Source organism: Rhizobium sp. AN73, from assembly GCF_030757975.1.
GTDB classification, from domain to species: domain Bacteria; phylum Pseudomonadota; class Alphaproteobacteria; order Rhizobiales; family Rhizobiaceae; genus Agrobacterium; species Agrobacterium arsenijevicii.
Genome location: NZ_JARWME010000002.1, coordinates 2,284,401 through 2,310,420, shown reverse-complemented (window position 1 = coordinate 2,310,420; position 26,020 = coordinate 2,284,401). Strand labels below are relative to the sequence as shown.

23 protein-coding genes and 4 pseudogenes are annotated in these 26,020 nt (G+C 58.7%); 8 read left to right on the top strand and 19 right to left on the bottom strand.

Annotated features, from left to right (window positions below; all coding sequences use genetic code 11):
• The first annotated feature begins 43 nt into the window (after positions 1-43).
• The gene (locus RBH10_RS21290; protein WP_281037996.1) at positions 44-532 is read left to right on the top strand and encodes a hypothetical protein; all 489 of its coding nucleotides are present in this window, start codon (positions 44-46) and stop codon (positions 530-532) included.
• 176 nt (positions 533-708) lie between these two features.
• Here RBH10_RS21290 and guaA read toward each other — a convergent pair whose 3' ends face one another.
• The 13 genes and pseudogenes from guaA to RBH10_RS21225 form a co-directional block, all read right to left on the bottom strand.
• Positions 709-2,286, bottom strand: a complete 1,578-nt coding sequence (gene guaA / locus RBH10_RS21285) for a glutamine-hydrolyzing GMP synthase (RefSeq protein WP_306180817.1) — start codon at positions 2,284-2,286, stop codon at positions 709-711.
• Between the two features lie 83 nt (positions 2,287-2,369).
• Complete coding sequence (locus RBH10_RS21280; RefSeq protein ID WP_281037997.1) at positions 2,370-3,008, bottom strand: 5'-methylthioadenosine/S-adenosylhomocysteine nucleosidase; 639 nt, start codon at positions 3,006-3,008, stop codon at positions 2,370-2,372.
• Positions 3,005-3,454: a PaaI family thioesterase gene (locus RBH10_RS21275; protein WP_003493408.1), complete on the bottom strand. Its 450-nt coding sequence runs from the start codon at positions 3,452-3,454 to the stop codon at positions 3,005-3,007. The genes RBH10_RS21280 and RBH10_RS21275 overlap by 4 nt, the downstream gene beginning before the upstream one ends.
• Before the next feature lie 83 nt (positions 3,455-3,537).
• Complete coding sequence (locus RBH10_RS21270; RefSeq protein ID WP_281037998.1) at positions 3,538-3,990, bottom strand: TspO/MBR family protein; 453 nt, start codon at positions 3,988-3,990, stop codon at positions 3,538-3,540.
• A gap of 51 nt (positions 3,991-4,041) precedes the next feature.
• Positions 4,042-5,136 (bottom strand): DUF1513 domain-containing protein, encoded by a 1,095-nt coding sequence (locus RBH10_RS21265; protein ID WP_281037999.1) that lies wholly within the window; start codon positions 5,134-5,136, stop codon positions 4,042-4,044.
• 4 nt (positions 5,137-5,140) lie between these two features.
• Positions 5,141-6,262 (bottom strand): imelysin family protein, encoded by a 1,122-nt coding sequence (locus RBH10_RS21260; RefSeq protein WP_281038000.1) that lies wholly within the window; start codon positions 6,260-6,262, stop codon positions 5,141-5,143.
• Positions 6,262-7,785 carry a di-heme oxidoredictase family protein gene (locus tag RBH10_RS21255; protein WP_281038001.1) on the bottom strand — a complete coding sequence of 508 codons (1,524 nt, stop codon included), beginning with the start codon at positions 7,783-7,785 and terminating at the stop codon, positions 6,262-6,264. Before RBH10_RS21255 ends, RBH10_RS21260 begins: the two co-directional genes overlap by 1 nt.
• A gap of 56 nt (positions 7,786-7,841) precedes the next feature.
• Positions 7,842-9,118, bottom strand: a pseudogene (locus RBH10_RS21250) (imelysin family protein).
• Positions 9,119-9,272: 154 nt separating this feature from the next.
• Positions 9,273-10,562 carry an RsmB/NOP family class I SAM-dependent RNA methyltransferase gene (locus tag RBH10_RS21245; protein WP_281038003.1) on the bottom strand — a complete coding sequence of 430 codons (1,290 nt, stop codon included), beginning with the start codon at positions 10,560-10,562 and terminating at the stop codon, positions 9,273-9,275.
• A gap of 62 nt (positions 10,563-10,624) precedes the next feature.
• Positions 10,625-10,993: a septal ring lytic transglycosylase RlpA family protein gene (locus RBH10_RS21240; RefSeq protein WP_045015285.1), complete on the bottom strand. Its 369-nt coding sequence runs from the start codon at positions 10,991-10,993 to the stop codon at positions 10,625-10,627.
• A gap of 427 nt (positions 10,994-11,420) precedes the next feature.
• Positions 11,421-12,293, bottom strand: a complete 873-nt coding sequence (locus tag RBH10_RS21235) for an SDR family oxidoreductase (protein ID WP_281038004.1) — start codon at positions 12,291-12,293, stop codon at positions 11,421-11,423.
• Positions 12,294-12,296: 3 nt separating this feature from the next.
• Positions 12,297-13,448 carry a tRNA epoxyqueuosine(34) reductase QueG gene (gene queG, locus RBH10_RS21230; RefSeq protein WP_281038146.1) on the bottom strand — a complete coding sequence of 384 codons (1,152 nt, stop codon included), beginning with the start codon at positions 13,446-13,448 and terminating at the stop codon, positions 12,297-12,299.
• A 79-nt stretch (positions 13,449-13,527) separates the two neighbouring features.
• Positions 13,528-14,220, bottom strand: a complete 693-nt coding sequence (locus RBH10_RS21225) for a glutathione S-transferase family protein (RefSeq protein ID WP_003514689.1) — start codon at positions 14,218-14,220, stop codon at positions 13,528-13,530.
• Positions 14,221-14,378: 158 nt separating this feature from the next.
• On the opposite strand from RBH10_RS21225, the gene RBH10_RS21220 reads away from it, so the two are divergent.
• A complete protein-coding gene (locus tag RBH10_RS21220; protein WP_281038005.1) occupies positions 14,379-15,185 on the top strand; it encodes an undecaprenyl-diphosphate phosphatase in 807 nt (268 codons plus the stop codon).
• A gap of 613 nt (positions 15,186-15,798) precedes the next feature.
• Here RBH10_RS21220 and RBH10_RS21215 read toward each other — a convergent pair.
• The 6 genes and pseudogenes from RBH10_RS21215 to dnaN form a co-directional block, all read right to left on the bottom strand.
• The gene (locus RBH10_RS21215) at positions 15,799-16,779 is read right to left on the bottom strand and encodes a complex I NDUFA9 subunit family protein (protein ID WP_281038006.1); all 981 of its coding nucleotides are present in this window, start codon (positions 16,777-16,779) and stop codon (positions 15,799-15,801) included.
• A 133-nt stretch (positions 16,780-16,912) separates the two neighbouring features.
• Positions 16,913-17,200 carry a DUF1330 domain-containing protein gene (locus RBH10_RS21210; RefSeq protein ID WP_003514697.1) on the bottom strand — a complete coding sequence of 96 codons (288 nt, stop codon included), beginning with the start codon at positions 17,198-17,200 and terminating at the stop codon, positions 16,913-16,915.
• Positions 17,201-17,220: 20 nt separating this feature from the next.
• Positions 17,221-17,928, bottom strand: a complete 708-nt coding sequence (gene pyrF, locus RBH10_RS21205; protein WP_281038007.1) for an orotidine-5'-phosphate decarboxylase — start codon at positions 17,926-17,928, stop codon at positions 17,221-17,223.
• 4 nt (positions 17,929-17,932) lie between these two features.
• Entirely contained in the window at positions 17,933-18,529 is a 597-nt protein-coding gene (locus tag RBH10_RS21200; protein ID WP_281038008.1) for a histidine phosphatase family protein, read from the bottom strand.
• 96 nt (positions 18,530-18,625) lie between these two features.
• The gene (pmtA, locus tag RBH10_RS21195) at positions 18,626-19,219 is read right to left on the bottom strand and encodes a phospholipid N-methyltransferase PmtA (RefSeq protein ID WP_281038009.1); all 594 of its coding nucleotides are present in this window, start codon (positions 19,217-19,219) and stop codon (positions 18,626-18,628) included.
• A 196-nt stretch (positions 19,220-19,415) separates the two neighbouring features.
• A pseudogene (gene dnaN, locus RBH10_RS21190) lies at positions 19,416-20,535 on the bottom strand (DNA polymerase III subunit beta).
• Positions 20,536-20,802: 267 nt separating this feature from the next.
• Here dnaN and rsmI point away from each other — a divergent pair.
• The 6 genes and pseudogenes from rsmI (at position 20,803) to ugpE (ending at position 26,019) form a co-directional block, all read left to right on the top strand.
• A pseudogene (rsmI, locus tag RBH10_RS21185) lies at positions 20,803-21,743 on the top strand (16S rRNA (cytidine(1402)-2'-O)-methyltransferase).
• Positions 21,733-22,101 carry a YraN family protein gene (locus tag RBH10_RS21180; RefSeq protein ID WP_281038011.1) on the top strand — a complete coding sequence of 123 codons (369 nt, stop codon included), beginning with the start codon at positions 21,733-21,735 and terminating at the stop codon, positions 22,099-22,101. The pseudogene rsmI and the gene RBH10_RS21180 overlap by 11 nt, the downstream one beginning before the upstream one ends.
• A gap of 14 nt (positions 22,102-22,115) precedes the next feature.
• Positions 22,116-22,676, top strand: coding sequence for a sugar O-acetyltransferase (locus RBH10_RS21175; protein WP_281038012.1), 561 nt, complete (start codon positions 22,116-22,118; stop codon positions 22,674-22,676).
• Positions 22,677-22,809: 133 nt separating this feature from the next.
• Complete coding sequence (locus RBH10_RS21170; RefSeq protein WP_281038013.1) at positions 22,810-24,108, top strand: extracellular solute-binding protein; 1,299 nt, start codon at positions 22,810-22,812, stop codon at positions 24,106-24,108.
• Between the two features lie 83 nt (positions 24,109-24,191).
• Positions 24,192-25,165: pseudogene (locus RBH10_RS21165) on the top strand (carbohydrate ABC transporter permease).
• A gap of 11 nt (positions 25,166-25,176) precedes the next feature.
• Positions 25,177-26,019 (top strand): sn-glycerol-3-phosphate ABC transporter permease UgpE, encoded by an 843-nt coding sequence (ugpE, locus tag RBH10_RS21160; protein WP_045015270.1) that lies wholly within the window; start codon positions 25,177-25,179, stop codon positions 26,017-26,019.
• Position 26,020 lies beyond the last annotated feature (1 nt).

The following is a 26,020-nucleotide window of genomic DNA, read 5'->3' as shown; positions in this document are numbered from 1 at the left end:
CCCTTGAACCACCCATCCCTTTGGATGAGAAAGGTAGTCTCGCATGTTCGGAATTTCTCCGCTTGGCTGGATCCATACACTTGGCAGCCTGCCAGCCATACCCGTGGCCTTTTACATGTTCGTCCGACATGGTCGAATCGTTCCCCGCTCCACGCCGGGCATCATCTATTTCGTTTCCATGCTTATCGGCGCGGCCACGGTCTTCCTCGTGGCCCATCAGCCGGTCAGCTACATCGTCGGTGCCCTGACCATCCTTCTCCTGCTCGCGGGTTACGGAGTAGAGCGCATTCTGGGTTCAACGCGCATCGCCAGATATATTGAAACCATCTGTCTCAGCCTGAGTGCATTTCTGTTGATGGTGCCGACCGTCAGCGAAATATTGCGCCGTGTCCCGGACGGTCACCCCTTGGTTACTGACTTGAAATCGCCGCTGCTTCTTGGCGCTCAGGCAGGACTGTTGGCTATTCTCGTCGTCGGCCTGACGGTCCAGATCATCTACCTGGCAAGGCAGGGCAGGACTGCCGCAAACTAGTCGAAATACCAAATCGCCCACGGCAGCTGTTTGTCAGCTACCGTGGGCGAAGGTTTAAAGCGGGTGCCACTGTGAGCGAGGCATTCGCGTGGTATCGGGTCGAAACTAGCGTGAAAGGTCCATCGTTCGACCGCAGAAACGTCGCCGAAGCCACGTTGCTGCCGCCGATTGTTCCCTCACTCCCACTCGATCGTGCCGGGCGGCTTGCTCGTCACGTCGTAGACGACACGGTTGATGCCGCGGACTTCGTTGATGATGCGGGTTGCCGCACGGCCGAGGAAATTCATGTCGTAGGGATAGAAATCCGCCGTCATGCCATCCACCGAGGTCACGGCGCGCAGCGCGCAGACGAAGTCATAGGTGCGATAGTCACCCATCACGCCCACGGTCTGTACGGGCAGCAGCACGGCAAACGCCTGCCAGATGGTATCGTAAAGACCGACCTTGCGGATTTCGTCGAGATAGATCGCATCCGCCTTGCGCAGAATGTCGAGCTTCTCGCGGGTGATCGCGCCGGGGCAACGGATCGCCAGACCCGGACCGGGGAAGGGGTGGCGGCCGATGAAGCTTTCCGGCAGACCGAGTTCGCGGCCAAGCGCACGCACCTCGTCCTTGAACAGCTCGCGCAGTGGCTCCACCAGCTTCATGTTCATGCGCTCGGGAAGACCGCCGACATTGTGGTGGCTCTTGATGGTGACGGAGGGGCCGCCGGAGAACGAAACGCTTTCGATGACGTCAGGGTAAAGCGTGCCCTGCGCCAGGAAATTCGGTGCGCCCTTGCCGTCTGCGGCGATCTTGGCAGCTTCTGCCTCGAAGACTTCGATGAACAGGCGGCCGATGGTCTTGCGCTTCGCTTCCGGATCGGAAACGCCCGACAGTTCTCCGAGGAACATGTCTGCGGCATCCACATGCACCAGCGGAATATTGTAATGGTCGCGGAACATGCCGACGACCTGCTCGCTTTCACCCATCCGCATCAGGCCGTGGTCCACGTAAACGCAGGTCAGCTGATCGCCGATCGCCTCATGGATGAGGATGGCCGCAACGGAGGAATCGACGCCGCCCGACAACGCGCAGAGCACGCGACCGGTACCGACCTGATCGCGGATCTTGCGGATCATCTCGGCGCGATAGGCCGCCATCGTCCAGTCGGATTTCAGGCCGACGATCTTGTGCACGAAGTTGGAAAGCAGTTTGCCGCCGTCAGGCGTGTGCACCACTTCCGGGTGGAACATGGTGGTGTAGTAGTGGCGCGTCTCGTCGGCAGCGATGGCGAAGGGCGCGTTCTCGGAGGTCGCGATGACCTCGAAACCTTCCGGCAGTTTCGTTACGCGGTCGCCATGGCTCATCCACACGGGATAGCTCTTGCCCTGTTCCCAGAAACCTTCGAAAAGCGGGCTTGCCTTCTTGATGTCGATGTCGGCACGGCCGAATTCCGCTGCATGGCCACCTTCGACAACGCCGCCGAGCTGGGTGCAGAGCGTCTGCTGGCCGTAGCAGATGCCAAGGATCGGAACCTTGCTGTCGAACACCGCCTGCGGCGCGCGTGGGCTTCCTTCCGCCGTCACGGATGCGGGGCCGCCGGAGAAGATCACGCCCTTCGGCTGAAGCTTCTCAAACGCCTCTGCGGCATTCTGAAACGGATGGATTTCGCAATAGACCCCGGCTTCGCGGATGCGGCGCGCAATCAGCTGCGTCACCTGGCTGCCGAAATCGATGATGAGAATGCTGTCGGGATGGGCTATCTGGGTCATGGCGAGCCTTTAAAGAAAATGGCGGCTTTAGGCAACCCGGAAGCGGGCTTGAAACAGCAGAAAATCGCGAAAATCGCGAGGTTTCAAAGGGCGATCACGCCTTCCTCGATGGCGCGGCACAGCCTGTCAACGGCATCTGCGAGCTTTTCGTCGATGATGTGCAGGTATTCCGTCCAGTCGTCTACGTGGTTCACATCGGCCTTGCCGTCGGAAATGCCACGCAGGCCGACGAGTGGCACACCGAAGCGCTGGCACGCCCTGAGCACGGCATAGGTTTCCATTTCCACCATATCGGCATCGATAGACCCATAGGCATCGCCGGAGACGACGTTGGCGCCGGTGGAAAGCCGTGCCTCGGCAATATCGGGTATGCGCAGGGGCAAGGCCACTTCAGCGGGCAGATCGAGAAACGGCGTGCGGCCCTTTTCGAAACCGAAGGCCGAGGCATCCATGTCGCGATAGGAAACCGAAATCGCCTGATATATGCCCATCTGATCCAATGTTCGCGACCCGGCGGAGCCGAGCGAAACGACAAGGTCGGGCAGATGGTCCGCCGCATCGAGACCGGCAAGCACGGCCGTAACCGAAATCGCTGCCTCGACCGGGCCGACACCGGTCATCAACGGTGCGATGCGCGCCTGCAGGTGAGGGCCGTATTCGGCGGAAGCCGCCATGACGAAAAGAACGGATTTATCCGCAACATGCAAAAGCTGGTAGCTCATCCGGTAATATCCTCGCGACCCTTCACCACCATCATCGTGCCCGTCATAGAGGCGATGAGTTTCGCCGGCCCATCGGAAAGGGCGTAGGCACGGCCATCGGCCACGATCAGGTTGTTACCGGGCTTGATGATCTCGCCGCGAAACAGGAACCGCTCGCCGCGTCCGGGCGACATGAGGTTGACCTTGAACTCGATGGTCAGCAACGAGGCTTCCGGTTCGATGATCGTGTAGGCGGCGTAGGTGCAGGCGGTGTCCAGACCGGCCGCGATGACGCCCGCATGCAATATGCCGTGCTGCTGTGTCAGCTTTTCGTGAAAGGGCAGTTCGATTTCCACCAGTCGGTGCTCGATACGGCTTATCTGCGCATCGATTGCCTGCACGACACCCTGCCGCGCAAAGCTTCTTTCTATCCGCTGACGAAAATCGCCGGGATCCGTGATCTCCATGGCTTACCTGCCTGCTTTATGTCCCCATCGTAAACTGACATGGCGTGTGATGGCGGGCAAGGCAAGGATTGCTCGGGCAAAATTTAGTTCAGCAAGACGATACTCACGTTCAACAGAGTGGCAAAGGCAACCCAAAGGGCATAGGGCACGAAAAGCCACATCGATATCCTGTCACGGCTATAGGTGAGCGTGACGAAAGCGATGATGCAGATCAGCATGGGAACGATGATGACGAGCGCGCCTGTCGGACTTTGCATGCCGAAAAAGATTGGCGACCACAGGAAATTCAGCACCATCTGCGTGAACCAGAGACGCATGCGCGTCCCCATCGGTTTGCGGATCCATGTCCGCGCCCCGGCGATGCCGATCAGCACGTAAAGCGTTGTCCAGACCGGGCCGAAGATCCAGTTGGGTGGATTGAAGAATGGCTTTTGCAGCGACTGATACCATTCGCCGGGCACATTGTTGACGCCGATCAGCGCCCCAATGGCAACAACTGCAACCACGAAAACAATATACACGGCAAGGTTTTTCATGACGCATCCAATGCGCTGACCGTGCTTTTGTTCCCGTGCCTTTTCCGTATTTTAGCTGGAGAGGCGCACGATATGCTGGTCCCACGCCACATCGCTGCGCACGGCCTCGAAAAATCCGTCATAGGACGAAACCGCAATGCCGCTTGCGGCAGGGGCGACGCCAGCGGCCTCCCGCACCGTCGTCTCGGATACAACGCGCCCGGTTTTCGCATCCAGCGTCACGGCGGCGTTGCCGTTGGGCGAGGTCAGACCGACCAGACCGTCGCGTCGGTTGACGGCGATGGCTCCGACATAATTGGCAAGACGTACCGTCGTTTCCTCCGGCAGGTCGACAAAGGCCAGATCCTCGCCCTTCGCGAAATGGCCGACAAGCGGCGGAAGATCGTTGCGCGGTCCCTCATATTGGCAGGCGAACCAGACGCGTCCGTCATAGCCAAGATCGACATGGCGGGTGGAGAGCTGCCGCAGTTGCTCCGGCATCACATGTTTCTGGATCAGCTGGCCGCTTGCGGCGTCCAGAAGCACGAGGGACGGCTGCATGTTGTCGATATTGAGTTTGGTGCGGCCGAAATCCGGGTGGGTCTCGATGCCGCCATTGGCGATCACGATCAGCCGGCCGTCATCGCTCACCGTCATGTCATGGGTGCCGACGCCGTGGGCATCATATTCGCCGATGCGGGCAAAACCGTTTCGGGCGTCATAGAGGCCGATAACGCCGCGATTGCTATCGAAGTCGTTTTCGCTGGCATAGAGGATCGCCCCATCCGGGGAGAATTGCCCGTGACCGTAGAAGTGGCGGTTTTCCGGCGTGTACATCACAACAGGTTCGCCGCGCCGCGCGGGGTTGAAGGCCATAAAGAAGGTGCCGGGCCGCCGCGCGAAGGCTACCGTCATGCCGGTCGCATGGCTGGCCGCCATTCCATGCGCGCGGGCGGGAAGCGTAACGCGGTCGATGATCTCGCCGCGCTCACTTACCGTGGCGATGCCGTAGGAACCGTCACGGGAGCGAAAGGCGGAAGCGAAGACGGCATCGGCGCGTTCGAGCGCATAGAGCGAACCCGGTGCCAGCGTGGCGAGAAAAGGAATGCCCGCCGCCTTGATGAAACTGCGCCGGTCTATCAGCAGCGGCTTTTTGCCCGATATCATCGCCTCAGTCTCCGTCGGCGAAGGAAAAGCCGGAACTGAGACCGATCGCGCCGCCATACTGGTCGTTGAGGCGATAAATCAGGTCTTTGCCGTTGAGCAGCAGATAATCGACCTTGGCGCGCTGCTGATCGTCGTCCAGTGCTTTTTCCACATCCGTATCGATCGTTCCGGCAATGCGGATCATCGATTTGGCGATGAAGTCGATGGAGTTGACGATGGAGCGTTGATCGGGCGGCACGAGTTCGACCATATCGGCGGTGTGCATGAGGGTCTGAACGGCCTTGATGTTTGCGGCAATGCTTTTCCAGGTCAAACCGGAGCGCCAATAGATCGCCGTGCGGGGAAACTTCGCCTTGTCCGGCCCCTTGTAGAAGGTCTCGATGCGCTGGTCGCGGATCGCCTCGGCGCCGTGCACGAGAATACCGAGCAGTGCAACCAGCGCTTCGCGCTCATCGCGAAAGACGGGATTGTTCGGCCCCGGCTGCGCCCAGTTTTTCAGCGCGCCATCGGGGGCGTTCCAGCTGCCCGAAAGCTCCGCCGCCACATTGGCGACGTTGCCGGCAATGGCTGCGCCGTAGCGGCAGCGAAAATCGCCCTTCTTGTCGAGAAGTTCATCGGCACCGGTGCCGTAAAGCACGTATTCCAGCGCGCCAAGGCCCTGCGCAGCCACACTCTTGCCTTTCAGGCCGTCGGCGCTGGTGACGCTTTCATCCTTTTCCGCAAGGTAACGTTGCACCTGTTTCAGGCCGAGGCTCTTCTTGTCGGGATAATAGAGCACGCGTTCGAAACGGTTATGTTCGATCACCGGGCCGACACGGACGATCTCGATGGTGGACCAACCGGAGACTGTATCAGTAAAGGCCGCCTTGGCTGCCTCATCCGTCGTCTTTGAAGGGGCCGCACAGAAAGCCTTCATGCTGCCTTCAAGCTTCTCTGCCGACTGCCGAAAGTGGTCGTAACCGGGGCGAATGAAGCCGTTAACGGCTTTTTCCATCACGCCCCGTACCTGCACGGGGTCTAGCGGTGGCGGCGGCATCAGCTCTACGTCCTGCGCCATTGCCGGCTGCGTGGTTAAAAGCAGCAGCACGGAAAACAAGCCGGAGATTTTTTGCGTGGCATTTTTCATCAAAGGGACTCCAGAAAAGCCAGCAAAGCCTGCCGGTCGGATTTTTGCAAGGCGGCAAAGGCGTCGCGCGCTTTTTGCGCTTCGCCGCCATGCCACAATATCGCTTCTGTCAGGCTGCGTGCTCGCCCGTCATGCAGGTAAAAACCATTACCATTTACCTGTTGCGTCAGGCCGATACCCCAGAGTGGCTGGGTACGCCACTCCCGCCCGCTTGCTTCACCCACCTGTTGGCCATCGGCAAGCTCGTCTCCCATGTCATGCAACAGGAAATCCGAATAGGGCCAGATCAGCTGGAAAGAATGCATGGGGTCGGCGGCATCGCGGCGGGTGACGAATTTCGGTGTGTGGCAGGCCGTGCAGCCGGATGCGTAGAAAAGCTGCTTTCCCTGCAACACGGCAGGGTCACCCACATCGCGACGCTGCGGCACGGCGAGGTTCTCGGTGTAGAAGGTCACGAGATCGAGAATGGGATCGGGGGCTTCCACAGGTCCGAGCCGCGGCTGCACGCCTGTCGGCATCGCGAGACAGTCCTTCTGGTCGGCGGTGCAATCGCCATAGGCGTTCGGTGCATCCGGTGTGGAGATGCCGATATCGTGAGAAAAGGCGCTGGCGCTTTGGTCGCGCACGCAGGCATTCTGGGCTTTCCAGCCGAACCGCCCGAGTTTCACCTCGCCGGTTCGGTGATCTCGCACAAAGGCCGCGCGGCCGGAAATGCCGTCGCCGTTTTTGTCTTCTGGATCAGCGCCAGCGAGAATATCGGCCTCGGCAATCGCTTCGATCAAGCCAAGTCCGAGGGTGGGCATGGCAATGCGCGCCGAGAGTGTCGTATTGGCGCCAAGCGGGCCATATTGCAGGTTCGCCACGGCATAGGCGGGTTTGCGCAGCATCACCACCTCGCCGTCCGCAAGCCGCACTGGCCTTTCGGCATAGGTGATGACCGGTTTGCCTTCGGCGCTAAGGCCGGGAATGGCAAGGTTCTGAAGCTGCCTACCATAGGTCTCATCGGGAAAATTCAGCACCTCATGGCGCGCAATCGCCGCCCGTTCCGCCTCGTTGCGGGCCGGTCGCGCCAGCCGCAGGAACATGGAAACGGCGTCTTCCCCGGCAAGTGGCGGGCGGCCTCTGCCATCTTTCACATGGCAAGTCTGGCAGGAGCGGGCATTATAGAGCGGCCCCAGCCCGTCCGAGGCCTGTGTGGACGAAGGAGACGAAACCCAAAGCTTCTGAAACAGCGCATTACCGAGCTTGAAATCCTGTTTCCGCTCAAGCGACATGGTGGCGGAAGGGTGCGAAAACGCACCGCTATCGGCTTTGTTGGTACTGGTCGTTGCCCCCGCGGACATGGCCTCGAATGGCTCCGGCCTAGTGAAATCCGTCGTTGGCGCAGTCACGGCCTGAACACGGCTGCGGTCTTTTTCCGTCAGATCGTCACGAAGCGGCGCGGCAAGCGTCATCGATGCCACAAGGCAGGCTGCCCCGGCGAAGAAGAACGGCTTGCGGATCGGTGACAGCGGCAATTTCATGAAAAGCGGGAGCGCATGGGAAAGCGGGCCGCAATGGATTGCGGCCCGCCTTGTGCTTACTTGAAGACGGTGTTCGGACTATCGAGGCTGGCGGAACCTTCAAGCTCGATCTTGCCAAGATCGAGTGCCGCAATCACGCGTTCAACGGTTTTCGTCTGGTCGAGAAGGCCGTCGATGGCCGTCTGAACCACGGCGTTGCCTTCCTTGTTGCCTTCGCCAATCATCTGGTCATAGGCTTCGACGGTCTGGGCGCGCTTTTCCATCGCGTGCATGGCATCGAGCGTCTTGTTCAGCTTCGCGGTCATCTCGTCGTTCAGCGCCTTATCCTTGGCGCCGACCAGTTCCGACAGCGAGGCGCCGGTCATCTTCGTGCCGTCCACACGGGTATAATCGCCGGTATAGGCCGATGCGATGCCGATGGCGTCGTTGAGATGCGAGTTATAGGTGTTGTCGGAGAAGCAATCATGCTCCTCTTCCGGATCGTGCAGCAGAAGGCCAAGCTTCATGCGCTCGCCCGCCAGCTCGCCATAGGAAAGAGAGCCCATGCCGGTGAGAATGGCGGTCAGACCGGCTTTCGGGTCGGCTTCCACCGTCTTGGTGGCCTCGCCTTCCGGCGCCCAGGCGTCCACCATTTCCTGGAGATCCTTGATCAGCAGGGTGGAAGCGGATTTCAGATAGTCGGCGCGGCGGTCGCAATTGCCGTTCGTGCAGCTTTTCTTGTCATAGTCGGTATAGGGGCGGTTGCCCGCGCCCGGTCCGGTGCCGTTCAGGTCCTGGCCCCAGAGCAGGAACTCGATGGCGTGGTAACCGGTCGTTACATTGGCTTCGACGTCACCCGCCTCGTGCAAGCTTTCGATCAGTTCCGGCGTGATCTTCGAGGTATCAACCTCTTCGCCGCTGATCTTGATCTTCGGATTGGCGATGATGTTTGCGACGTAAAGCTCGTTCTCGTCGCTTTCAGTGCCGTAGGAGCCGTCGACATAGTCGATCAGGCCTTCATCCAGCGGCCAGGCGTTGACCTTGCCTTCCCATGCGTCGACCACAGGGTTGCCGAAACGGTAGACTTCCGATTGCTGGTAGGGAACGCGCGCCTTGATCCATGCCTCGCGGGCAGCCTTCAGCGTTTCTGCGCTCGGCGTTGCGATCAGCGCGTCGATTGCCTTGTCCAGCACCTTCGCCGTGGTCAGCGATCCTCATATTTCGCATGCGCGACATCGGCATAATGCTTGACGACAGCGGCGGCGTCAGTCGCGGCACGGGCGGGAAGCGCGGTGAAGGCCACCGATGCGGCCAGAAGCGCGGCAGACGCGCTGAAAATTGTTTTGCGGATCATGATCCCTCTCCTTGGGCAGGCATGAAATGACTTCACGCTGCGGCAAGCGAGTTCTGACCCAATCACAAACTTGTGTCAAATATTCTAGTTTAGAATGCTTTGAAACAAGCTACCCGGCATTTTCCGAGTAAAATCAGCGCGTGCAAAACCTGTTTCAGGCTTTGCGTTTCATCACGCAGAAGAAGAAACCATCCGTATCTGTGGTTGCAGGCGTCAGCGTCACGGTCTTTCCATCGGAGGAATGCGGTTTGTTCGCATTGCCGCCAAAAGTCGTCTGCCAGCGTTCCAGTGCTGAACCGATATAGAATTGCGGATTTTCTTCGCAGAAGCGCCGGACCTGCTGCTCGTTTTCCTCGGGTAGAACGGAACAGGTGACATAAAGCAGCTCACCGCCCGGCCGTACAAAACCCTTGGCCTGCGACAGTGCCTCGCCCTGCTGCTGCACGCGCTCTTCCAGATTGCGTGCCGTCAGCCGCCATTTGGTGTCAGGGCGCCGGCGCCATGTTCCGGTACCGGTGCAGGGGGCGTCCACCAGAACGCGGTCGAATTTTTCATGGAATGGGACAAGCCCGGCTGCGCGGTCATGCACCTGCACATTGCGCGTGCCGGCCCGCTTCAGCCGCTCGATGATTGGCGCGAGCCGTTTGCGGTCGGCATCAAAGGCGTGGACCTGGCCCTTGTTGTTCATGCTGGCGGCCACGGCCAGTGTCTTACCGCCGCCACCGGCGCAATAATCGAGGATCTGTTCGCCCTCATGGGCGCCGGCAAGATCGGCGACGATTTGCGATCCCTCGTCCTGCACTTCGAACCAGCCCTTCTGGAAGGACAGTTCGGCCGTGACGTTGGGCAGGCGGGAAGGGCCTTCGCCGGCGGGGATGCGTACACCCTGACGGGCGATATGCGTGGCTTCGGCACCACTCTCTTCCAGCGCCTTCAGCACCTTGTCGCGGTTTGCCTTCAGCGTGTTTGCGCGCAGATCAAGCGTCGGGCGCAGATTGAGCGCCTGCGCCTCGGTAAGCCAGTTGGCTCCGAACGCCGTCTCGAAGGATGCTTGAACCCATTCGGGAATGTCGCCCTGAATATGGGCTGGTGCGTCGGTGAGAGAACGGGAGAGAAAGGCTTTCTGCTTTTCTTCATCAGGCGCGGCAGGGGCGAATTTGTCGCCGTCGAATTCCGCCGCCAGTTCCGAAAAGCTCTTGCCCCATTGCCGCAGCAAAACGGCATAACCAAGCGAGGCGGCACTGTCGTCATCCATCAGCCAGGCGTGCGACAATTTCATGCGCAGCGCATCGTAGACGATGTTGCCGATGGCGGCCCTGTCACCGGAGCCGGCGAAACGATGGGCAAGTCCCCAGTCCTTCAAGGCATCGGCGACGGGACGCCTGCGTCCCTCGATATCCACCAATACTTCGATTGCTCCGGCCAAACGCCCGCCCAAACGCATTGTCTACCTCATTTTTGCTGATAAGCCCGGTAGGTAGACGCGAATGGCGGCAAGGGCAAGGCTCAATCGGCACTGACGATCTCGTAGCAGACCTTGGCGGTGCCGGAGTTGATCATGCCGATGTTTTTGGCGGCGGCCTTGGAAAGATCCAGAACGCGACCCTTAATGAATGGGCCGCGGTCGTTGATGCGCACCACGACGGCCTTGCCGTTGCGGGCATTGGTAACCTTGACCTTGGTGCCGAACCGCAGCGAGCGGTGGGCGGCGGTCAGGTTGGCGGCGTTCATACGCTCGCCCGAAGCAGTCTTGGAGCTCAACGCATACCACGATGCCCCTCCACAACCATTTGCCGCATTCGCCTGAAGAGGCGCAATGATGGAACAGGCGGCAATAGTTGCGGCGGTGAAAGTTATACGACGGATATTCAACAAACTGTGCTTCCCTGAAAATCGGCCCCGCGCCGATTGATTGTGCCCTTGCTAAACGGCCATTGTCTGGCCTGAACGCGTTTGAATGCGAGATTGTAGGGCGAGGGAAAAATGGCGAAAAAAAGCTAAGCTCAAATCACGAAGTGTTACAGACTGTAACATTCGTGATCGTTAGCCGGAAAGGTGTCGCCGAAGTATCTTTGCCTGAAAGTGGAAAAAATAACACAGAATCAACGCTTAATGGAAATGTCATTGCAACTCACGCCTTCGTGAATCTCCTTCACGAAATGTGAGTGAAATATTTTTCTAATGGCTATGATTTTAGCGATTTTTGTTTGGTTAATAAAAGCCTAATTGACTGAAAAGCCACGAAAACCATCCGCAAAAACGGGTTTGGAAGGATTTTTCATCGCTTTTGATGGGGCGTTTTTCAGCCCCGCCAGAGGCCGTTTTCCCACAATTGTGTCAGGGAGGTTCTGTAGTCCGGAAAGCCGAAATCAAAGCCGAGGCGTCTCATCTTGGCGTTGGAAACGCGCTTGTTCTCGCCATAGAAGGAGCGAGCCATCGGCGTCAGATCGGCGGTCTCGAATGCCTGTTCAGGCGGCGGCTCGACACCCATCAACGTGGCGGCGAAGCTCACCACATCCTGCGGCGGGGTGGGTTCGTCATCCGTCACATTGAAGACGCCGCGTTCGTTCTTGCGTGTCAGGAAGGCTAAGGCCGCACCAATATCCTCGACCCGGATGCGGTTGAACACCTGGTCTTTCTTCACCAGCCTGCGCGCCGTTCCCTTCTCGAAATTCATGAAGGCGTTGCGTCCGGGGCCATAAATTCCGGAAAGGCGCAAGATGGCAAGCGGCACATCGGCCTTTTGGGCTGCGGCAGTCCACGCGGTTTCCGCAACTACCCGTTCCACGGATCGGGCGGAAACCGGGTGGCATGGCGTTTCCTCGTCCACCCACGCGCCGTCATGGTCGCCATAAACGCCGACGGTGGAAAGATAGGCCAGCCATTTGAGGTTGGGCAGGCGCTTTTTCAGATCGCTGCCGAGAAGGGCAAGCAGCGGATCGCCGTCCTTGCCCGGCGCGATGGATTGGACGAGATGCGTAACATTGCCCATGGCAGTGACGAGATCGTCATTGAGATGGGCACCGTCGAACAGGAAGGGCGTCATGCCCGCCGCAGCGAGGTTTGCAAATTTGTCCTCACTGCGCGTGGTGCCGGAAATCGTAACAGCCTCGGTTTTCAGCGCGTTTGAGATGGCCTTGCCCGAATATCCCGCGCCGAAAATCATCACATGCATGGTTCACGCCTCTGCCAGTTGCCATTCCATTTCCGCTTCCGGATCAGGCTCCGGTGCGCGTCCGGCAGAGTATGTACGGAATTCCTCCCTGTCCATAAGCTGCGACAAGGCCCATACAGCCATACCACGCACCTCTGGCGAGGCGTCGGTTTCAGCCAGGGACTTGCATTGCTCCACGAATTGCCGGTCACGGGAGTTTCCCGCCGCGATCAGCACATTGCGAACAAAGCGGTTGCGCCCGATGCGCTTGACGGGCGAGCCGCTGAAGAAACCGCGAAAGGTGGCGTCGTCCAGCGTCAATAGGAAGGCGATCGAGGGCTCCTTCAAATCCTCGCGCGCCTGCAATTTCATTTCGGAAGCGCTGGCCGCGAACTTGTTCCAGGGACAGGCGGCAAGGCAATCGTCGCAGCCATAGATGCGATTACCGATCATCGGCCGGAACTCGTGCGGGATCGTGCCCTTATGCTCGATGGTGAGGTAGGAAATGCAGCGGCGCGCATCCAGCTGATAGGGGGCGGGGAAGGCCGCTGTCGGACAGGCATCGAGACAGGCACGGCAGGAGCCGCAATGATCCCTCTCGGCCTCATCCAGACAGAGTTCGGCGGTGGTGAACATGCTGCCGAGAAACAGCCAGGAGCCATGGGTGCGGCTGACCAGATTGGTATGCTTGCCCTGCCAGCCGAGACCTGCGGCGGCGGCAAGCGGCTTTTCCATCACCGGGGCGGTATCGACGAAGACCTTCACGTCTTCGCCGGCGCGTGCGGCAAAACGGGTGGCGATCTCCTTCAGCCGTCCTTTGATGACGTCGTGATAATCGCGGTTGCGGGCATAGACCGAAATGGCCGCCTTGTCGGGTTTGGAAAGAATGCCGCGCGGGTCTTCCTCTGGCCCGTAGTTCAGCCCGAACATGACGATGGAGCGCACGTCGCCCCACAGCGTTTTCGGCTCGGCGCGACGGGCTTCCGTTTCTTCCATCCACGCCATGGTGCCGTGGTAGCCTTTGTCGAGAAACAGCCGTAGCCGTTCCGGCGCAAGCGGAATGCTGTCAGGTGCTGTGATGCGGCAGAGATCGAAGCCAAGCGAAAGCGCTTCCTGACGAACGAAATCCGTCAGTTTGCGTGCGCGTATCCGCTGCTTGTCGCTGGCAACGTCGATGGTCGTTTCTCCTGCGGGTTACTCTGCGACATATATATGCGTAGCGACACGCCGCAGCAAATAACCGGGAGGCCGGAACTTAGAAATCCAGATCGGCGTAGTGGGAGGAGGGGGCAAGGCGCGGAATGCGCTCGCTGAGGAACGGCCGGAAGGACGGGCGCGATTTCAGCCGCTGGTACCATTCCTTGGCGATGGGCGCTTCGAGCCAGTTGATCTCACCGAGATAATCCAGCACCGAAACGGAGGCGGCGGCAGCCAGATCGGCATAACTCAACCGGTCGCCGGCAAGCCAAGTGCGCGAGCCCGCCAGCCATTCCAGATATTTGATATGCTGGCGAACATTGTTACGGGCGGTGCGCAGAAGCTTGGAATCCGGGGGGCCGCCACCCTGTGCGGCCGTCATCTGCAATTTATAGACCCGTTCGCGTACCAGCGGCCGGGTCACGTCGTTTTCCATCTTCTGCAGGAACCATTCCGTCAGGCGGCGGATTTCCGCCCGCTGAAACGGATCTTCCGCCAGCAATCGCCTGTCGCGCTTCAAGACCCCGTGCGTTTCGTCGAGAAACTCGGCGAGCACGTAAGGCCCGCTAAGCGAACGCATATTGTCATCGAGATAGACCGGCAGGGTGCCCGCCGGGTTCAGCGCCAGAAACTCCCGCCTTCTTTCCCACGGCTGTTCCTCAACGAGATCGGTCTGGAACCCGTATTCCGAAAGGATCAGACGAACGAACCGGGATGCGGTCGACATCGGAGAATGATAGAGAGTTGGCATTGGTACTCAATTTTTACGATTGGTTGTCATGATCGGCACTGGCCGGAAAACTTTTTCAGTTTCGCTTCATCAAGACGCTATAAGAGCTTGGCTACTTTAAAACAAGTTTAACGCAATTGCTTTCCATTCCCGCTTCCCCCTGAAAAAAAGGATACCTCATGGGTGACCAATCGATCATCAGCGCGCTTTTGCTGGGTATTATCGAGGGTCTGACGGAGTTCATTCCCGTTTCCTCAACGGCGCATGTGCTGCTGGCCGGGCATTTTCTTGGCTTCAAATCACCGGGCAACACCTTTGCGGTGCTCATCCAGCTCGGTGCGATCATCGCTATCCTTCTTGTTTATTTTCAAAAGCTTGTATCGATCGCCATGGCGATGCCGACAAGTGCCAAGGCGCGCCGCTTCGTGCTCGCCGTTTTTGTCGCCTTCCTGCCGGCGGCAGTCATCGGTGCTATCGCGCATGATTTCATTAAGACGGTGCTGTTCGAAACGCCGATGCTCATCTGTGTCGTGCTGGTTATCGGCGGCTTCATTTTGCTCGCCGTCGATCGGATGCCGCTGACGCCGAAATATACCGACATCATGGATTATCCGCCGTCGCTTGCCTTCAAGATCGGTCTGTTCCAGTGCCTTGCGATGGTTCCGGGCACCTCGCGGTCCGGCGCTACCATAGTCGGCGCACTGTTGATGGGCACGGACAAGCGCTCCGCCGCCGAATTCTCGTTTTTCCTGGCGATGCCGACCATGCTCGGCGCGTTCGTGCTCGATCTCTACAAGAACCGTGATGCGCTGAGCTTCGATGACAGCGCACTGATTGCCGTGGGTTTCGTCGCCGCTTTCGTCTCCGGCCTGTTCGTCGTACGCTCGTTGCTGGACTTCGTCTCGCGGCGCGGCTTCGCACCCTTCGCCTGGTGGCGCATCGTCATCGGCTCGCTGGGTCTGGTAGCGCTTCTGGTCTACCGTTGAGCCGGACTTTGAAATAGCCGTCCGTTTTTAAGTGGTCGGACGGACAAAATAAAAAGCGCCCCGGAGAATCCGGAGGCGCTTTTTTTATTTGAAACTTGTGAAAGCCGATCAGTTCGCGCTGATCGAAGCCGTCGCGCAGGGGTCTACACCATAGGCGGGAGCGCAACCGCTCTTACCCGCTGCAACCGTTCCCGGAGCCATGAAAGAACCCGCCAGAACCACCAAAGCCGCACACGCAAAAAAGAGTGCGATAGATCTGCCCATTTTATTATTGCCTTTCAGACGTTCGTTCGCGCGGTTCACGCGCCGTGGTGAAGTGATGGTCCGGGATATGTTTGGAATGTGGCCATTATCAATAAAGCGGCTTGCTGAATACCGGGTTAATGCGAAGTCTTTTCCACAGTTGCGCTTGTGCCACGCTTGCCTGTGGAGGCCCGACGGCCGTTAACTTTTACCCGGCTTTCCAAAGTCGCCGCATACTAATGGTGCACCTCCCCTGCAGTTGAGAGAAGAATGCGCTAATAGCGGTTTGGTTGCAAATAAATTTGCATGAAACGAAAAGCGGGATCGTTACCCGCTTCCGTCTAAACCTGCAGGGCCTAAACGCTTGGTTTCAGGCTGCTTTTCCGGCGTTGGAGAACTGGCCGTGCGGGCGATAATGCACCATGTAGGACGGCAGAACGGAAGCAACGCGAACGGGGGTGATGCCGATGCCTTCCAGCGTCAGCCCACTCTTTTCCGCGTCAGCGGAAACGACATTGTCCTTTTTCAGCATCGTCACCTGATCGGTCGTCAGCGGCGGCGCAACCAGCGGCACCAGCGAAGAGATCTTCGCGATCATCGAGGCAACGCCGAAAGGCAGATTGACGAAAGAACGCTGGCGGTAGGTTGCGGCAAGAACCGCCTCGAGACAGTCGCGGAACGTCATCACGTCCTGACCACCGAGTTCATAGATCGCGCCGGGCTTCAGCTTGCCATCGACGCTGCGGGCAACGGCTTCTGCGACGTCCTCGACATAGACCGGCTGGAACTTTGTTTTTCCACCGCCGATCAGCGGCAGGAACGGCAGGCCACGGGCCATTTTGGCGAATTTGTTGAAGAAATCGTCTTCAGGTCCAAAAATGATCGATGGACGCAGGATCACCGCGCCGGGCAGGACGGAATGGATCGCGGCTTCGGCGCGGCCCTTGGTGCGGCCGTAACCGGTCGGCGAATTGGCTTCCGCACCGATGGCAGAGATATGTGTCAGCGTGGCGCCGGCTGCGCGGGCCGCCTCGGCAATGGCTTTCGCGCCGAATTCCTGCACGGCGTCAAAGGTGTTGCGGCCGCTTTCGGTCAGGATACCGACGCAATTGACCACGTGGTCGGCGTCTTCAACGGCTTTGTTGATGGAGTCGCGATAACGCAGGTTCGCCTGGGCAAACGAGATCTGGCCGACATTGCCGAGCGGCTGCAGGAAACCGGCAAGATCGGGACGACGCACAGCCACGCGGATGCGATAACCGCGCTTGGCGAGCATCCGCACGACATGCCGCCCGACAAAACCCGAACCGCCGAAAACGGTGACGAGGGGTGGAAGGTTGGCCAAGGTCATGGGAGGCTCCTCAGAAGCTGTCGATAAAGCGTTTTTCAGTCTCTTAGCCCAAAGCTGTGCGCGCGTGAAGAGACGTTGTCGCAAGGCCCGAGACTAGTTTTGGACACGGTTTTGGAAATGTGGGTAACGGTCGTCAAATTCCTTCGACGATCATCATCTCCGCATCCGCAACTTCCTGACGAATTTTGGCCGCCGCCTGGTATTCGGGCGAGTTGTAACAATCGATGGCGTGCTGCACCGAGGGGAACTCGATGATGACGTTGCGTGCGCGTGCCTTGCCCTCAAGCTCGGTCAACGCACCGCCGCGGGCGAGAAAATTGGCGCCGAACCGTTCGAAGGCGGGCTTCGCTGTCGAGACGTAGTCCTTGTAGCGCTCATTGTCGCGTACATCGACGCGGGCGATCCAGTATCCCTTTGCCATTTCATCTCCTCCGATGGTCTTTATTGATTTGCCGGAAAGCTGGCGCGCAGCATGTCGTCAAGAATGGCGCGAGCCGCTGCCTTCGGGTCCTCTGCCCTGACAATCGGGCGAGCAACGACCAGATGGCTCGAACCGGCCTTGATGGCGTCGAAAGGCGTCATTACGCGCTTCTGGTCTCCCGCCTCGGAACCGGCCGGGCGAATGCCGGGGGTGACGACGGCAAGATCGGGACCGAGGATTTCACGCACCGCAGTCGATTCTTCTGCCGAACAGACGATGCCGCCCATGCCCGCTTCGCGCGCCTGTTCCGCACGGCGCAGCACCAGCGAACGGGCATCCGATGCGTAACCGGCCTCGGCAAGATCGGCGTCGTCCATCGAGGTCAGAACGGTGACGCCAAGCAGGCAGAGACCGGAACCCTCGGCGGCCTTGACCGCGGCGCGCATGGCTTTGGGGTAGGCGTGCAGGGTCAGCATCGACATGCCCATGCGGGCGATGTTTTCAACGCCGGAGGCAACGGTGTTGTCGATGTCGAGCAGCTTCATGTCGAGAAAGACTTTTTTGCCGCTCTGGACGAGGTCGCGGGCGAATTCGAGACCGCCGGCGAATACCAGCTGATAACCGATCTTGTAGAACAGAACCTCATCACCGATTTTCGTCACGATGTCTTCGGCCTGCTGCACAGTCGGAACATCGAGCCCGACGATCAGTTTTTCGCGCGCGGTCATTGTCTTATCCCTGCCATGTTTCCATTGCCGTCCAGTCGCATGTGGGACGCTGGGCTGCAAGTGAAAAGTCGGCGATGGAAAAGCGGAAAAGATTGCCGCCGCCGGGCGGCTGGTCCTTGCTGCGGCTGATGCCGAGACCTTCGATATGGCATTTCAAAAGCGTGCCGACGCCGCCATGGCCGACAAATGCGATCGGTTGTTGTGCATCATGCCGGTCGAGAACGGCTTTGACCGCCTCCACGATCCGCGCCTGTGCATCGACTGCCCGTTCCCAGCCGTGAAAGCTTTCCTTCGGATGGGCAAAGAACCAGTCTGCCGCCTTTTCGAATTCCGGTGGCGTCAGGAAGCCCGTGGCCGATCGGTCGTTTTCATGCATCGACTCGATGATCTCAATATCTGCGCCGGATGTTTCGGCCAGAATGCGGGCGGTTTCGATTGCCTTGGTTTCCGCGCTCGAAACGATCCGGCGCAATGCCCGAGCCCAGGGCAGGTGGCTCGCCTCGCGCGCCCGCTGCGCGCCCACGTCCGAAAGTCCCCATTCCGGAACCGGAACCGCCGGATCGATCCGGACCTGAGGATGGGTGATGTAAAGCGCATGCATGGAAATCGGTCCTCAATGGCGATGGAAAGGGTAAATCAAGACCCTAACCATCTGTCACGACCGGTAAATGACGGCCTCGTCCACTCTTCCGTGCGGTCAGGCCCGCGTATAGGTCCACAATTGCGCCGGCGGAATATTGCGCACGATGAAATCGAAATGGCGGATGTGGTAGAGATGCGGCTGGGCAACGATGGGTGAAATCGGACCGTAGGATATCTGTATGACGGGGCGGCCGTGCGGCACACGTTTCAGCAATTCGTCGAGAAGCTTGATGCGGGCAGCCATCGGGAAATTCAGCATCGGCACGGCGGAAATGACGCTGTCAAACATCTGATCCTTGTGCTCGCCGAGTGTCGCATTCAGGTCGAAAGCGTCACCATTGATGAAGTTGACGCCGGGATAGCCCTTGAGAAGCTGATTGTAGAAGTCGGTCGAATATTCGATGGCGGTCAGGCTCTCCGGCTTGATGCCGCGCGCCAGAATGGCCTTGGTGATAACACCAGTGCCGGGACCGAGTTCGAGAACGGGCAGGCCGGAATGGGGGTCGATGACACTCGCCATTTTTCTTGCCGTGATTGACGATGTCGGGACGATGGCTCCGACTTTTTTCGGCTGGCTGACCATGCCTTTGAAAAAGCGGATTTCTTCCTCAAATTTTCTTTCAAAGCGTTGCTTCAGGTTGAGCGCCATAATTCCCCTCGGATGTATTTTGGTCATTGTCAAAAAATTGTTACGTACTGTTGATCTCATTTGGCGCTAAAACAAGGCAAAATGTCGTAATTGGAAAAATTCACTTAGCGCTCGATTGCCTTATGAGCCGAATCAAAAAAACGCCGGTGGAGCGATCCACCGGCGTTTTGATTGAATTGAAGAAAAAACGTCCACTTTAAACGCGCATCGGCATCAGAACATAAAGTGCGTCGTCGCCAGCGGTGTCGCGAACGAGCGTCGGCGAGCCCGCATCTGCCAGGAGGAAAATCGCGTCTTCACCGGAAAGCTGCGAGGTGATGTCGAGGAGATATTTGGCATTGAAGCCGATTTCCATCAGAATCATTGTCGTAACCGACAGCCACTTCTTCCGTAGCACTGCCCGAATCCGGATTGTTGACGGTTAGCGTCAGCTGACCGTTGGTCAGCGCCAGCTTCACGGCACGCCCGCGCTCGGAAGAGATGGTCGACACACGGTCGACGGCCCGTGCGAAGGTCTGGCAATCGACGCGCATTTCCTTGTCGTTGCCGGTGGGGATCACGCGCTGGTAATCCGGGAAGGTGCCGTCGATCAGCTTCGAGGTCAAAACAACCGAGCCGATGGTCAGGCGGATTTTCGCGTCCGAGACCTCGACGGTGACTTCCAGTTCCGGGTTGTCCATCAGCTTCTGCAATTCGCCGACGGTCTTGCGCGGAATGATGATGCCCGGCATGCCTTCGGAACCGGAGGGCGCATCCACATCGGCGCGCGCCAGACGGTGACCGTCCGTCGCAACCGCACGCAGCTTCAGGTCGCCATTGCTTTCGATGGTGTGGAAGAAGATGCCGTTCAGGTAATAGCGCGTCTCTTCGGTCGAAATCGCAAATTGCGTCCGGTCGATCAGCATCTTTAGATCGGTCGCCTTCAGTTTGAAGGTGTGGCTGAAGGTGCCGGCAGTCAGATCCGGGAAGTCGGTTTCCGGCAGGCATTGCAGCGAGAACTTCGAACGGCCGGAGGCAACCGTCATCGTAGAGCCATCCGGGTTGGTGGCCAGAAGCACTTCGGAACCATCCGGCAGCTTGCGCACGATTTCATAAAGCAGGTGTGCCGGCACGGTGGTCGCGCCCGCCTGCTCCACCATGGCCGGTGTCGCTTCGGTGATTTCGAGGTCGAGGTCGGTCGCCTTCATGTCCAGATTGGCGCCGGATGCGCGAAGCAGAACGTTGGACAGGATCGGGATCGTGTTGCGACGCTCGACGACCCGATGGACGTGGTTCAGCGATTTAAGAAGGTTCGACCGCTCAAGAGTAATACGCATGGACGCTACCGCTTTCAACCGTTGCGAACCGGCCACCGCCGGATCGGTAAGAAGAGTCTAGACCGGCCGGAATGCCGGATAATGTGGACGGGCAAAATGGCAGAGTTATTGCGGAAAATGCAAGAGCCGAGTGCATCTGTCGCCGGTCATTTTGCTGCTATACAGCATGATCCACAGGCTATGGCCGCCCGTGGACCTTGTTCGCCGCTTTTCTATTGCCCATAAAGGGACGAAAATGGAGCGATTGGCCGGGAATGATCGGCCAGAATGATTGGAAGCCGTGTGACGGAAGAAACATCGAACAGCGACGCCGGACAGGCAACAAAGGGCTTCAGGATCGGCACCGCCTCTATTCCGGCGCGGCCGCTGGAGCCGGCGCTTTATCTTGTGGCCACCCCCATCGGTAATCTGGGCGACATCACCATCCGCGCGCTGGAAACGCTGGCGTCGGCCGATGTTCTCGCCTGCGAGGATACCCGCGTCACCCGCATCCTGCTCGAACGCTATGGCATCCGCACGCGCCCGCTCGCTTATCACGAACATAATGCACAGGAAGCAGGCCCGAAACTCATCGCTGCGCTGGATGCGGGAAAATCCGTGGCGCTGGTTTCAGATGCCGGAACGCCGCTCGTCTCCGATCCCGGTTATCGTCTCGGTCAGCTTGCGCTTGAAGCCGGTCATCGTGTCGTGCCGGTACCGGGGGCATCGGCACCGCTTGCAGCCCTTGTCGGTGCGGGCTTGCCCAGTGATGCCTTTCTGTTTGCGGGCTTCCTGCCGGTGAAGGATCGTGGCAAGCGCGACCGTTTTGCCGAACTTGCGAAAATCCCCGCCACACTGATCTTTTTGAATCACCGCGCCGCATCGGCACCTCCCTCAAGGTGGCGTCGGAGGTACTTGGCCGCGATCGCCGTGCCGTGGTTTGTCGCGAGTTGACCAAGACTTTCGAGGAGTTCCGGCGTGGCACGCTGGGTGAGCTTGCGGATTATTACGATGAGGACCGTGTGGTGAAGGGCGAGATCGTGCTCCTGATAGAGCCGCCCTCCTATGACGAAATACCCGACATTGAGGATGTCGAAAGGCTTTTGAAGGATCTCGTCACAACCATGCCGGCCGCCAGGGCCGCAGCCGAGGCGGCGAAGCTGACCGGCCTCCCGCGCAAGGAGCTTTATCAACGGTTGCTGGATATGAAGGACGCGGATGGCCGCTGACGGGCGAACGGATAAAAGACGAAAGGCCGAGCGACGCGGCCACAATGCGGAGTATTGGGCCGCACTCTATCTGCTGTTTCGGGGATACCGCATCCTCGCCATTCGTTATCGCACCCGGCTCGGGGAAATCGATCTCGTCGCCCGCAAGAGGGACGTCGTCGCCATCGTCGAGGTCAAGGCCCGCTCTTCCGGTGCCGGTGCTGTCGACGCGGTCGGCTTCCATTCTCAGCAGCGCATCCGGGCGGCGGCCGATATCTGGCTGTCCCGCCGCAAGGATGCGGCGCGGTTTTCGCTGCGTTTCGATATCGTCGCCGTTCTGCCGCGACGCCTGCCGCAGCATTTCATCGACGCTTTTTGAGGGAAGGGAAGGCAATGTCCACCGAGCGGGAAAAAATGGCTGCGGGCGAATGGTACTGCTGCATGGATGCCGAACTGGACGTGCTGCGCGCCCGCGCCCGTCGGGCCGTTCACCAGCACAATACCGCGCCGCCGGATGAGCGTGGAGCCATGGCGCCATTGCTGCGAGCGCTCTTTGCCTCCGTGGCGGAAGGGGCATTTATCGAAGCGTCGTTTCATTGCGCTTACGGTTTCAACATCATTCTGGGTGCGAACGTCTATCTGAATACCGGTTGCGTCATTCTCGACTCTGCGCCAGTACGGATAGGCGACGGCGCCATGCTCGGCCCGGCCGTGCAGATCTATTGCGCCGAACACCATCTGGACCCGGCTCCGCGTTCGCAAGGTATTGAAATCGCAAGGCCGGTCACGATCGGTCGCGATGTCTGGATCGGTGGCGGGGCGATACTTCTGGCAGGCGTCACGATTGGCGATGGCGCGATCGTCGGGGCCGGTTCGGTGGTGACGCGAGACGTCTTGCCCGGCACGACGGTGGTCGGAAATCCGGCCCGCCCGATAAAGCGGAAGGGTGCCTGAGGCATCCGTTTTTGAAGGAATGAAGTCCGTATCGCAGGGACTGTAATAAATCTGACATAAAACCGTTAAAGAGGCGTCACGGAACGTGTCTATTCGCATCCTCACCCCAATAAATGGTGGAGAGGATTTAGTAATGTTGAAGAAGATTTCCATGGCCGCAGTGGCCGTCAGCATTTCGGCAACGTCTTCTATGGCGGCGACCAACATCACTTGGTGGCATGGCATGGGCGGCCGTAACGGCGAAGTCATCAACGAAGTTTCGCAGAAGTTCAATGAAGCCCAGAAGGAATGCGCTCTGACGCCGGTTTCCAAGGGCTCCTACGAAGAAGCGCTGGCAAGCGGCATCGCTGCCTTCCGTTCGGGCGAACAGCCTAACATTCTCCAGGTTTTCGATGCTGGCGCCGCCACCATCATCAACGCCAAGGGCGCTGTCATTCCTGCAGAAGACCTTATCAACAAGGCCGGTTACAAGTTCGACCGCGAAGCCTTCATCAACGGCGTACGTTATTTCTACGCTGCCGCTGACGGCAAGTTCGTCGGCATGCCTTTCAACACCTCCGCGCCGATCATGTACGTCAACGACGAAGCCCTGAAGAAGGCTGGCGTCGAAGCTCCGAAGACCTGGGAAGATTTCGAAAAGGTTGCGCCGAAGCTGAAGGAAGCCGGTTACATCCCGCTCGTTCAGTCGCAGCTCACCTGGCAGTTCACGGAGAACTTCTTCTCCCGTAACAACATCCAGTTCGCTACCAACAACAATGGTTACGACAGCGTCACCGACACCAAGCTCAAGGTCACCGACCCGAACCTCGTCATGATGTTCGACAAGCTGAAGGACTGGAAAGACAAGGGTCTGTTCGCTTATTACGGCGCCGGCTGGAACGACAACCAGAAGCCTTTCGAAGAAGGCAAGGTTGCATTCTGGATCGGTTCGTCGGGTTCGTTCGGCGGTCTGCAGAAGACGGCGACCATGCCGTTCTCGGCAACCTTCCTTCCCTACTGGGGCTCCATCAAGGGCGCTGGCACCAACTCCTTCATCGGCGGCGCTGCCCTCTTTGCAATGTCGGGCAAGTCTGAAGCCGAAAACAAGTGCGTGGCTGACTTCTTCCAGTTCCTGACCTCGCCGGAAATCCAGGTCTTCTACCACAAGGCAACCGGTTACGTCGCCATCACCAAGGCCGCTTATGAAAAGGCCAAGGCTGAAGGCTTCTACAAGGAAAAACCTGCCGCCGAAGTCGGCATCCAGCAGCTGTCGCTGCCGTCTGGCGAATGGTCCAAGGGTTACCGTCTCGGTTTCTACCCGCAGATCCGCGCCGTGATGGAACGCGAATACAACCGCATCTTCTCTGGTGAAGTTACGCCGAAGGACGCCTTCGACATCATCGAGAAGGAAGGTAACGACCTCCTCGCCCGTTTCGCCAAGACGGCCGGCTGATCGCCCGTTTCGAAACCAAAAAACGTCATTGAGCCTCCTTTCCAACGGAAGGGAGGCTCATTCTCGGATAAGGAGGCGCAAGCGTGGCCTATACATCGTCTCAACCGCGTCTGACCCGGTTTTTGTCCGGTCGGTCCGCAAAGGCAGGAAACCCGCAAGCACCGCTGAAGCCAGCATGAAGCGCGTGCAGTTCTCCTCGTCCTACGTGCCCTATCTGTTTCTGGCGCCGCAGCTGGCGGTGATTTTCATCTTTTTCTACTGGCCGTCCATTCAGGCTGTGCAGTCGTCGTTTTATATTGAGGACCCGTTCGGCTTCGGCGCTTCCTTCGTGGGCTTTGCCAATTATTCGGACGCGCTGTTCAATCCGGAATATCTCAGCATCGCGAAATTCACGGTCGTTTTCACCGTTCTGGTGACGTTCTTTTCGCTGGCGCTCGGCCTTCTTCTTGCGGTCAAGGCCGATGCGGTCATTCGCGGCAGTTCCGCCTACAAGACGTTGCTGATCTCCGTCTACGCCATCGCGCCGCCGGTTGCGGGCCTCATCGGCATGATGTTTTTCGACCAGCATATCGGACCCTTCGTCAAGATGGCTGCGTTTTTCGGCTGGGATATGAAGGTTGGCCTCAACTACTTCGATACAGCCTTTGCCATGATCGCCGTCGCGGTCTGGAAGCAGATCCCTTATAATTTCATCTTCTTCCTCTCCGGCTTGCAGGGCGTGTCCGTTGCCGTGCGCGAGGCCGCCGCCATCGACTGCCGCTCGGGCTTTCGCCGGTTCTGGACGGTCATCATGCCGCTTCTGGCGCCCACGGCCTTCTTCCTGCTCATCATCAACATCACCTACGCCCTGTTCGACACGTTCGGCATTATCGATGTGATGGTGAAGGACAAGGCCGCGAACAACCCGATTACGCTGGTCTACAAGGTGTTTCTCGATGGTTTCCGCGGCAATGACATCGGCGGTTCTTCTGCCCAGTCCGTCATCCTGATGCTGGTCGTCTTCGTTCTGACCATCATCCAGTTCCGCTTCATCGAAAAACGCATCCATTACAATTGAGGGAAAAGACGATGTACAAAACAAAACCCCTCGATCACCTGGTGCTGATCATCGGCGCTTTGTTTCTGATATTGCCCGTCGTCGTGGCATTCATGACGTCCACTCATACGGCCGCGGAAATCCACCGCAGCGGTTTGACACTCATTCCGGGCGACAATTTCGTCGGGACCTATGAAAAGGTTCTGACGCAAAAGGGCGGCTTCACCGGGCAGATCACCGGTCTCAACATGGTGCTCAACTCGCTGATCCTCGGCATCGGTTTTGCTGTCGGCAAGATCGTCCTGTCGATGATGGCGGCTTACGCGATCGTTTATTTCCGGTTCCGGTTTGCGACGCTTGCCTTCTGGATCATCTTCACCACGCTGCTTCTGCCACTCGAAGTGCGCATCATGCCGTCCTACGAAGTGATGAGCAAACTCGGCCTGCTGAACTCCTATACCGGCTTGATCGTGCCGCTTCTGGCGTCTGCGACGGGCACCTTCTATTTCCGGCAGTTCTTCAAATCCGTTCCGGAGGAATTGCTGGAAGCCGCCCGCATCGACGGGGCAGGGCCGTTCAAGTTCTTCGTCGACATACTCATCCCGCTCTCGCGCACCATGATGGCGGCAATCTTCATCATCATGTTCGTCTATGGCTGGAACCAGTACCTCTGGCCCATGCTGATGACGACGGACGAGAAATTCTTCACCCTGATGCGCGGTATCAAGTCGATCCTGCAGGTCTGGGTCGGTTCGCAAATCCCCGATTACAACGAAGCTTTTGCGCTCGCCGTTCTGGCCATGCTGCCGCCTGTGTTGATCGTCGTGATCTTCCAGCGCTGGTTCATCAAGGGCCTCACCGAGAGCGATAAATAAG

Excerpts from the sequence above, each read along its gene's own strand:
- RBH10_RS21235 (WP_281038004.1), bottom strand. The coding sequence starts at position 12,293 with ATGCATGTGATGATTTTCGGCGCGGGATATTCGGGCAAGGCCATCTCA.
- RBH10_RS21220 (WP_281038005.1), top strand. The coding sequence starts at position 14,379 with ATGGGTGACCAATCGATCATCAGCGCGCTTTTGCTGGGTATTATCGAG.
- guaA (WP_306180817.1), bottom strand. The coding sequence starts at position 2,286 with ATGACCCAGATAGCCCATCCCGACAGCATTCTCATCATCGATTTCGGC.
- RBH10_RS21170 (WP_281038013.1), top strand. The coding sequence starts at position 22,810 with ATGTTGAAGAAGATTTCCATGGCCGCAGTGGCCGTCAGCATTTCGGCA.
- ugpE (WP_045015270.1), top strand. The coding sequence starts at position 25,177 with ATGTACAAAACAAAACCCCTCGATCACCTGGTGCTGATCATCGGCGCT.
- RBH10_RS21275 (WP_003493408.1), bottom strand. The coding sequence starts at position 3,454 with ATGGAGATCACGGATCCCGGCGATTTTCGTCAGCGGATAGAAAGAAGC.
- RBH10_RS21270 (WP_281037998.1), bottom strand. The coding sequence starts at position 3,990 with ATGAAAAACCTTGCCGTGTATATTGTTTTCGTGGTTGCAGTTGTTGCC.
- RBH10_RS21255 (WP_281038001.1), bottom strand. The coding sequence starts at position 7,785 with ATGAAATTGCCGCTGTCACCGATCCGCAAGCCGTTCTTCTTCGCCGGG.
- RBH10_RS21225 (WP_003514689.1), bottom strand. The coding sequence starts at position 14,220 with ATGCCAACTCTCTATCATTCTCCGATGTCGACCGCATCCCGGTTCGTT.
- RBH10_RS21245 (WP_281038003.1), bottom strand. The coding sequence starts at position 10,562 with ATGCGTTTGGGCGGGCGTTTGGCCGGAGCAATCGAAGTATTGGTGGAT.
- RBH10_RS21290 (WP_281037996.1), top strand. The coding sequence starts at position 44 with ATGTTCGGAATTTCTCCGCTTGGCTGGATCCATACACTTGGCAGCCTG.
- pyrF (WP_281038007.1), bottom strand. The coding sequence starts at position 17,928 with ATGACCGCGCGCGAAAAACTGATCGTCGGGCTCGATGTTCCGACTGTG.
- RBH10_RS21200 (WP_281038008.1), bottom strand. The coding sequence starts at position 18,529 with ATGCATGCGCTTTACATCACCCATCCTCAGGTCCGGATCGATCCGGCG.
- RBH10_RS21265 (WP_281037999.1), bottom strand. The coding sequence starts at position 5,136 with ATGATATCGGGCAAAAAGCCGCTGCTGATAGACCGGCGCAGTTTCATC.
- RBH10_RS21215 (WP_281038006.1), bottom strand. The coding sequence starts at position 16,779 with ATGACCTTGGCCAACCTTCCACCCCTCGTCACCGTTTTCGGCGGTTCG.
- RBH10_RS21260 (WP_281038000.1), bottom strand. The coding sequence starts at position 6,262 with ATGAAAAATGCCACGCAAAAAATCTCCGGCTTGTTTTCCGTGCTGCTG.
- pmtA (WP_281038009.1), bottom strand. The coding sequence starts at position 19,219 with ATGGCGCTCAACCTGAAGCAACGCTTTGAAAGAAAATTTGAGGAAGAA.
- RBH10_RS21175 (WP_281038012.1), top strand. The coding sequence starts at position 22,116 with ATGTCCACCGAGCGGGAAAAAATGGCTGCGGGCGAATGGTACTGCTGC.
- RBH10_RS21280 (WP_281037997.1), bottom strand. The coding sequence starts at position 3,008 with ATGAGCTACCAGCTTTTGCATGTTGCGGATAAATCCGTTCTTTTCGTC.
- RBH10_RS21210 (WP_003514697.1), bottom strand. The coding sequence starts at position 17,200 with ATGGCAAAGGGATACTGGATCGCCCGCGTCGATGTACGCGACAATGAG.
- RBH10_RS21180 (WP_281038011.1), top strand. The coding sequence starts at position 21,733 with ATGGCCGCTGACGGGCGAACGGATAAAAGACGAAAGGCCGAGCGACGC.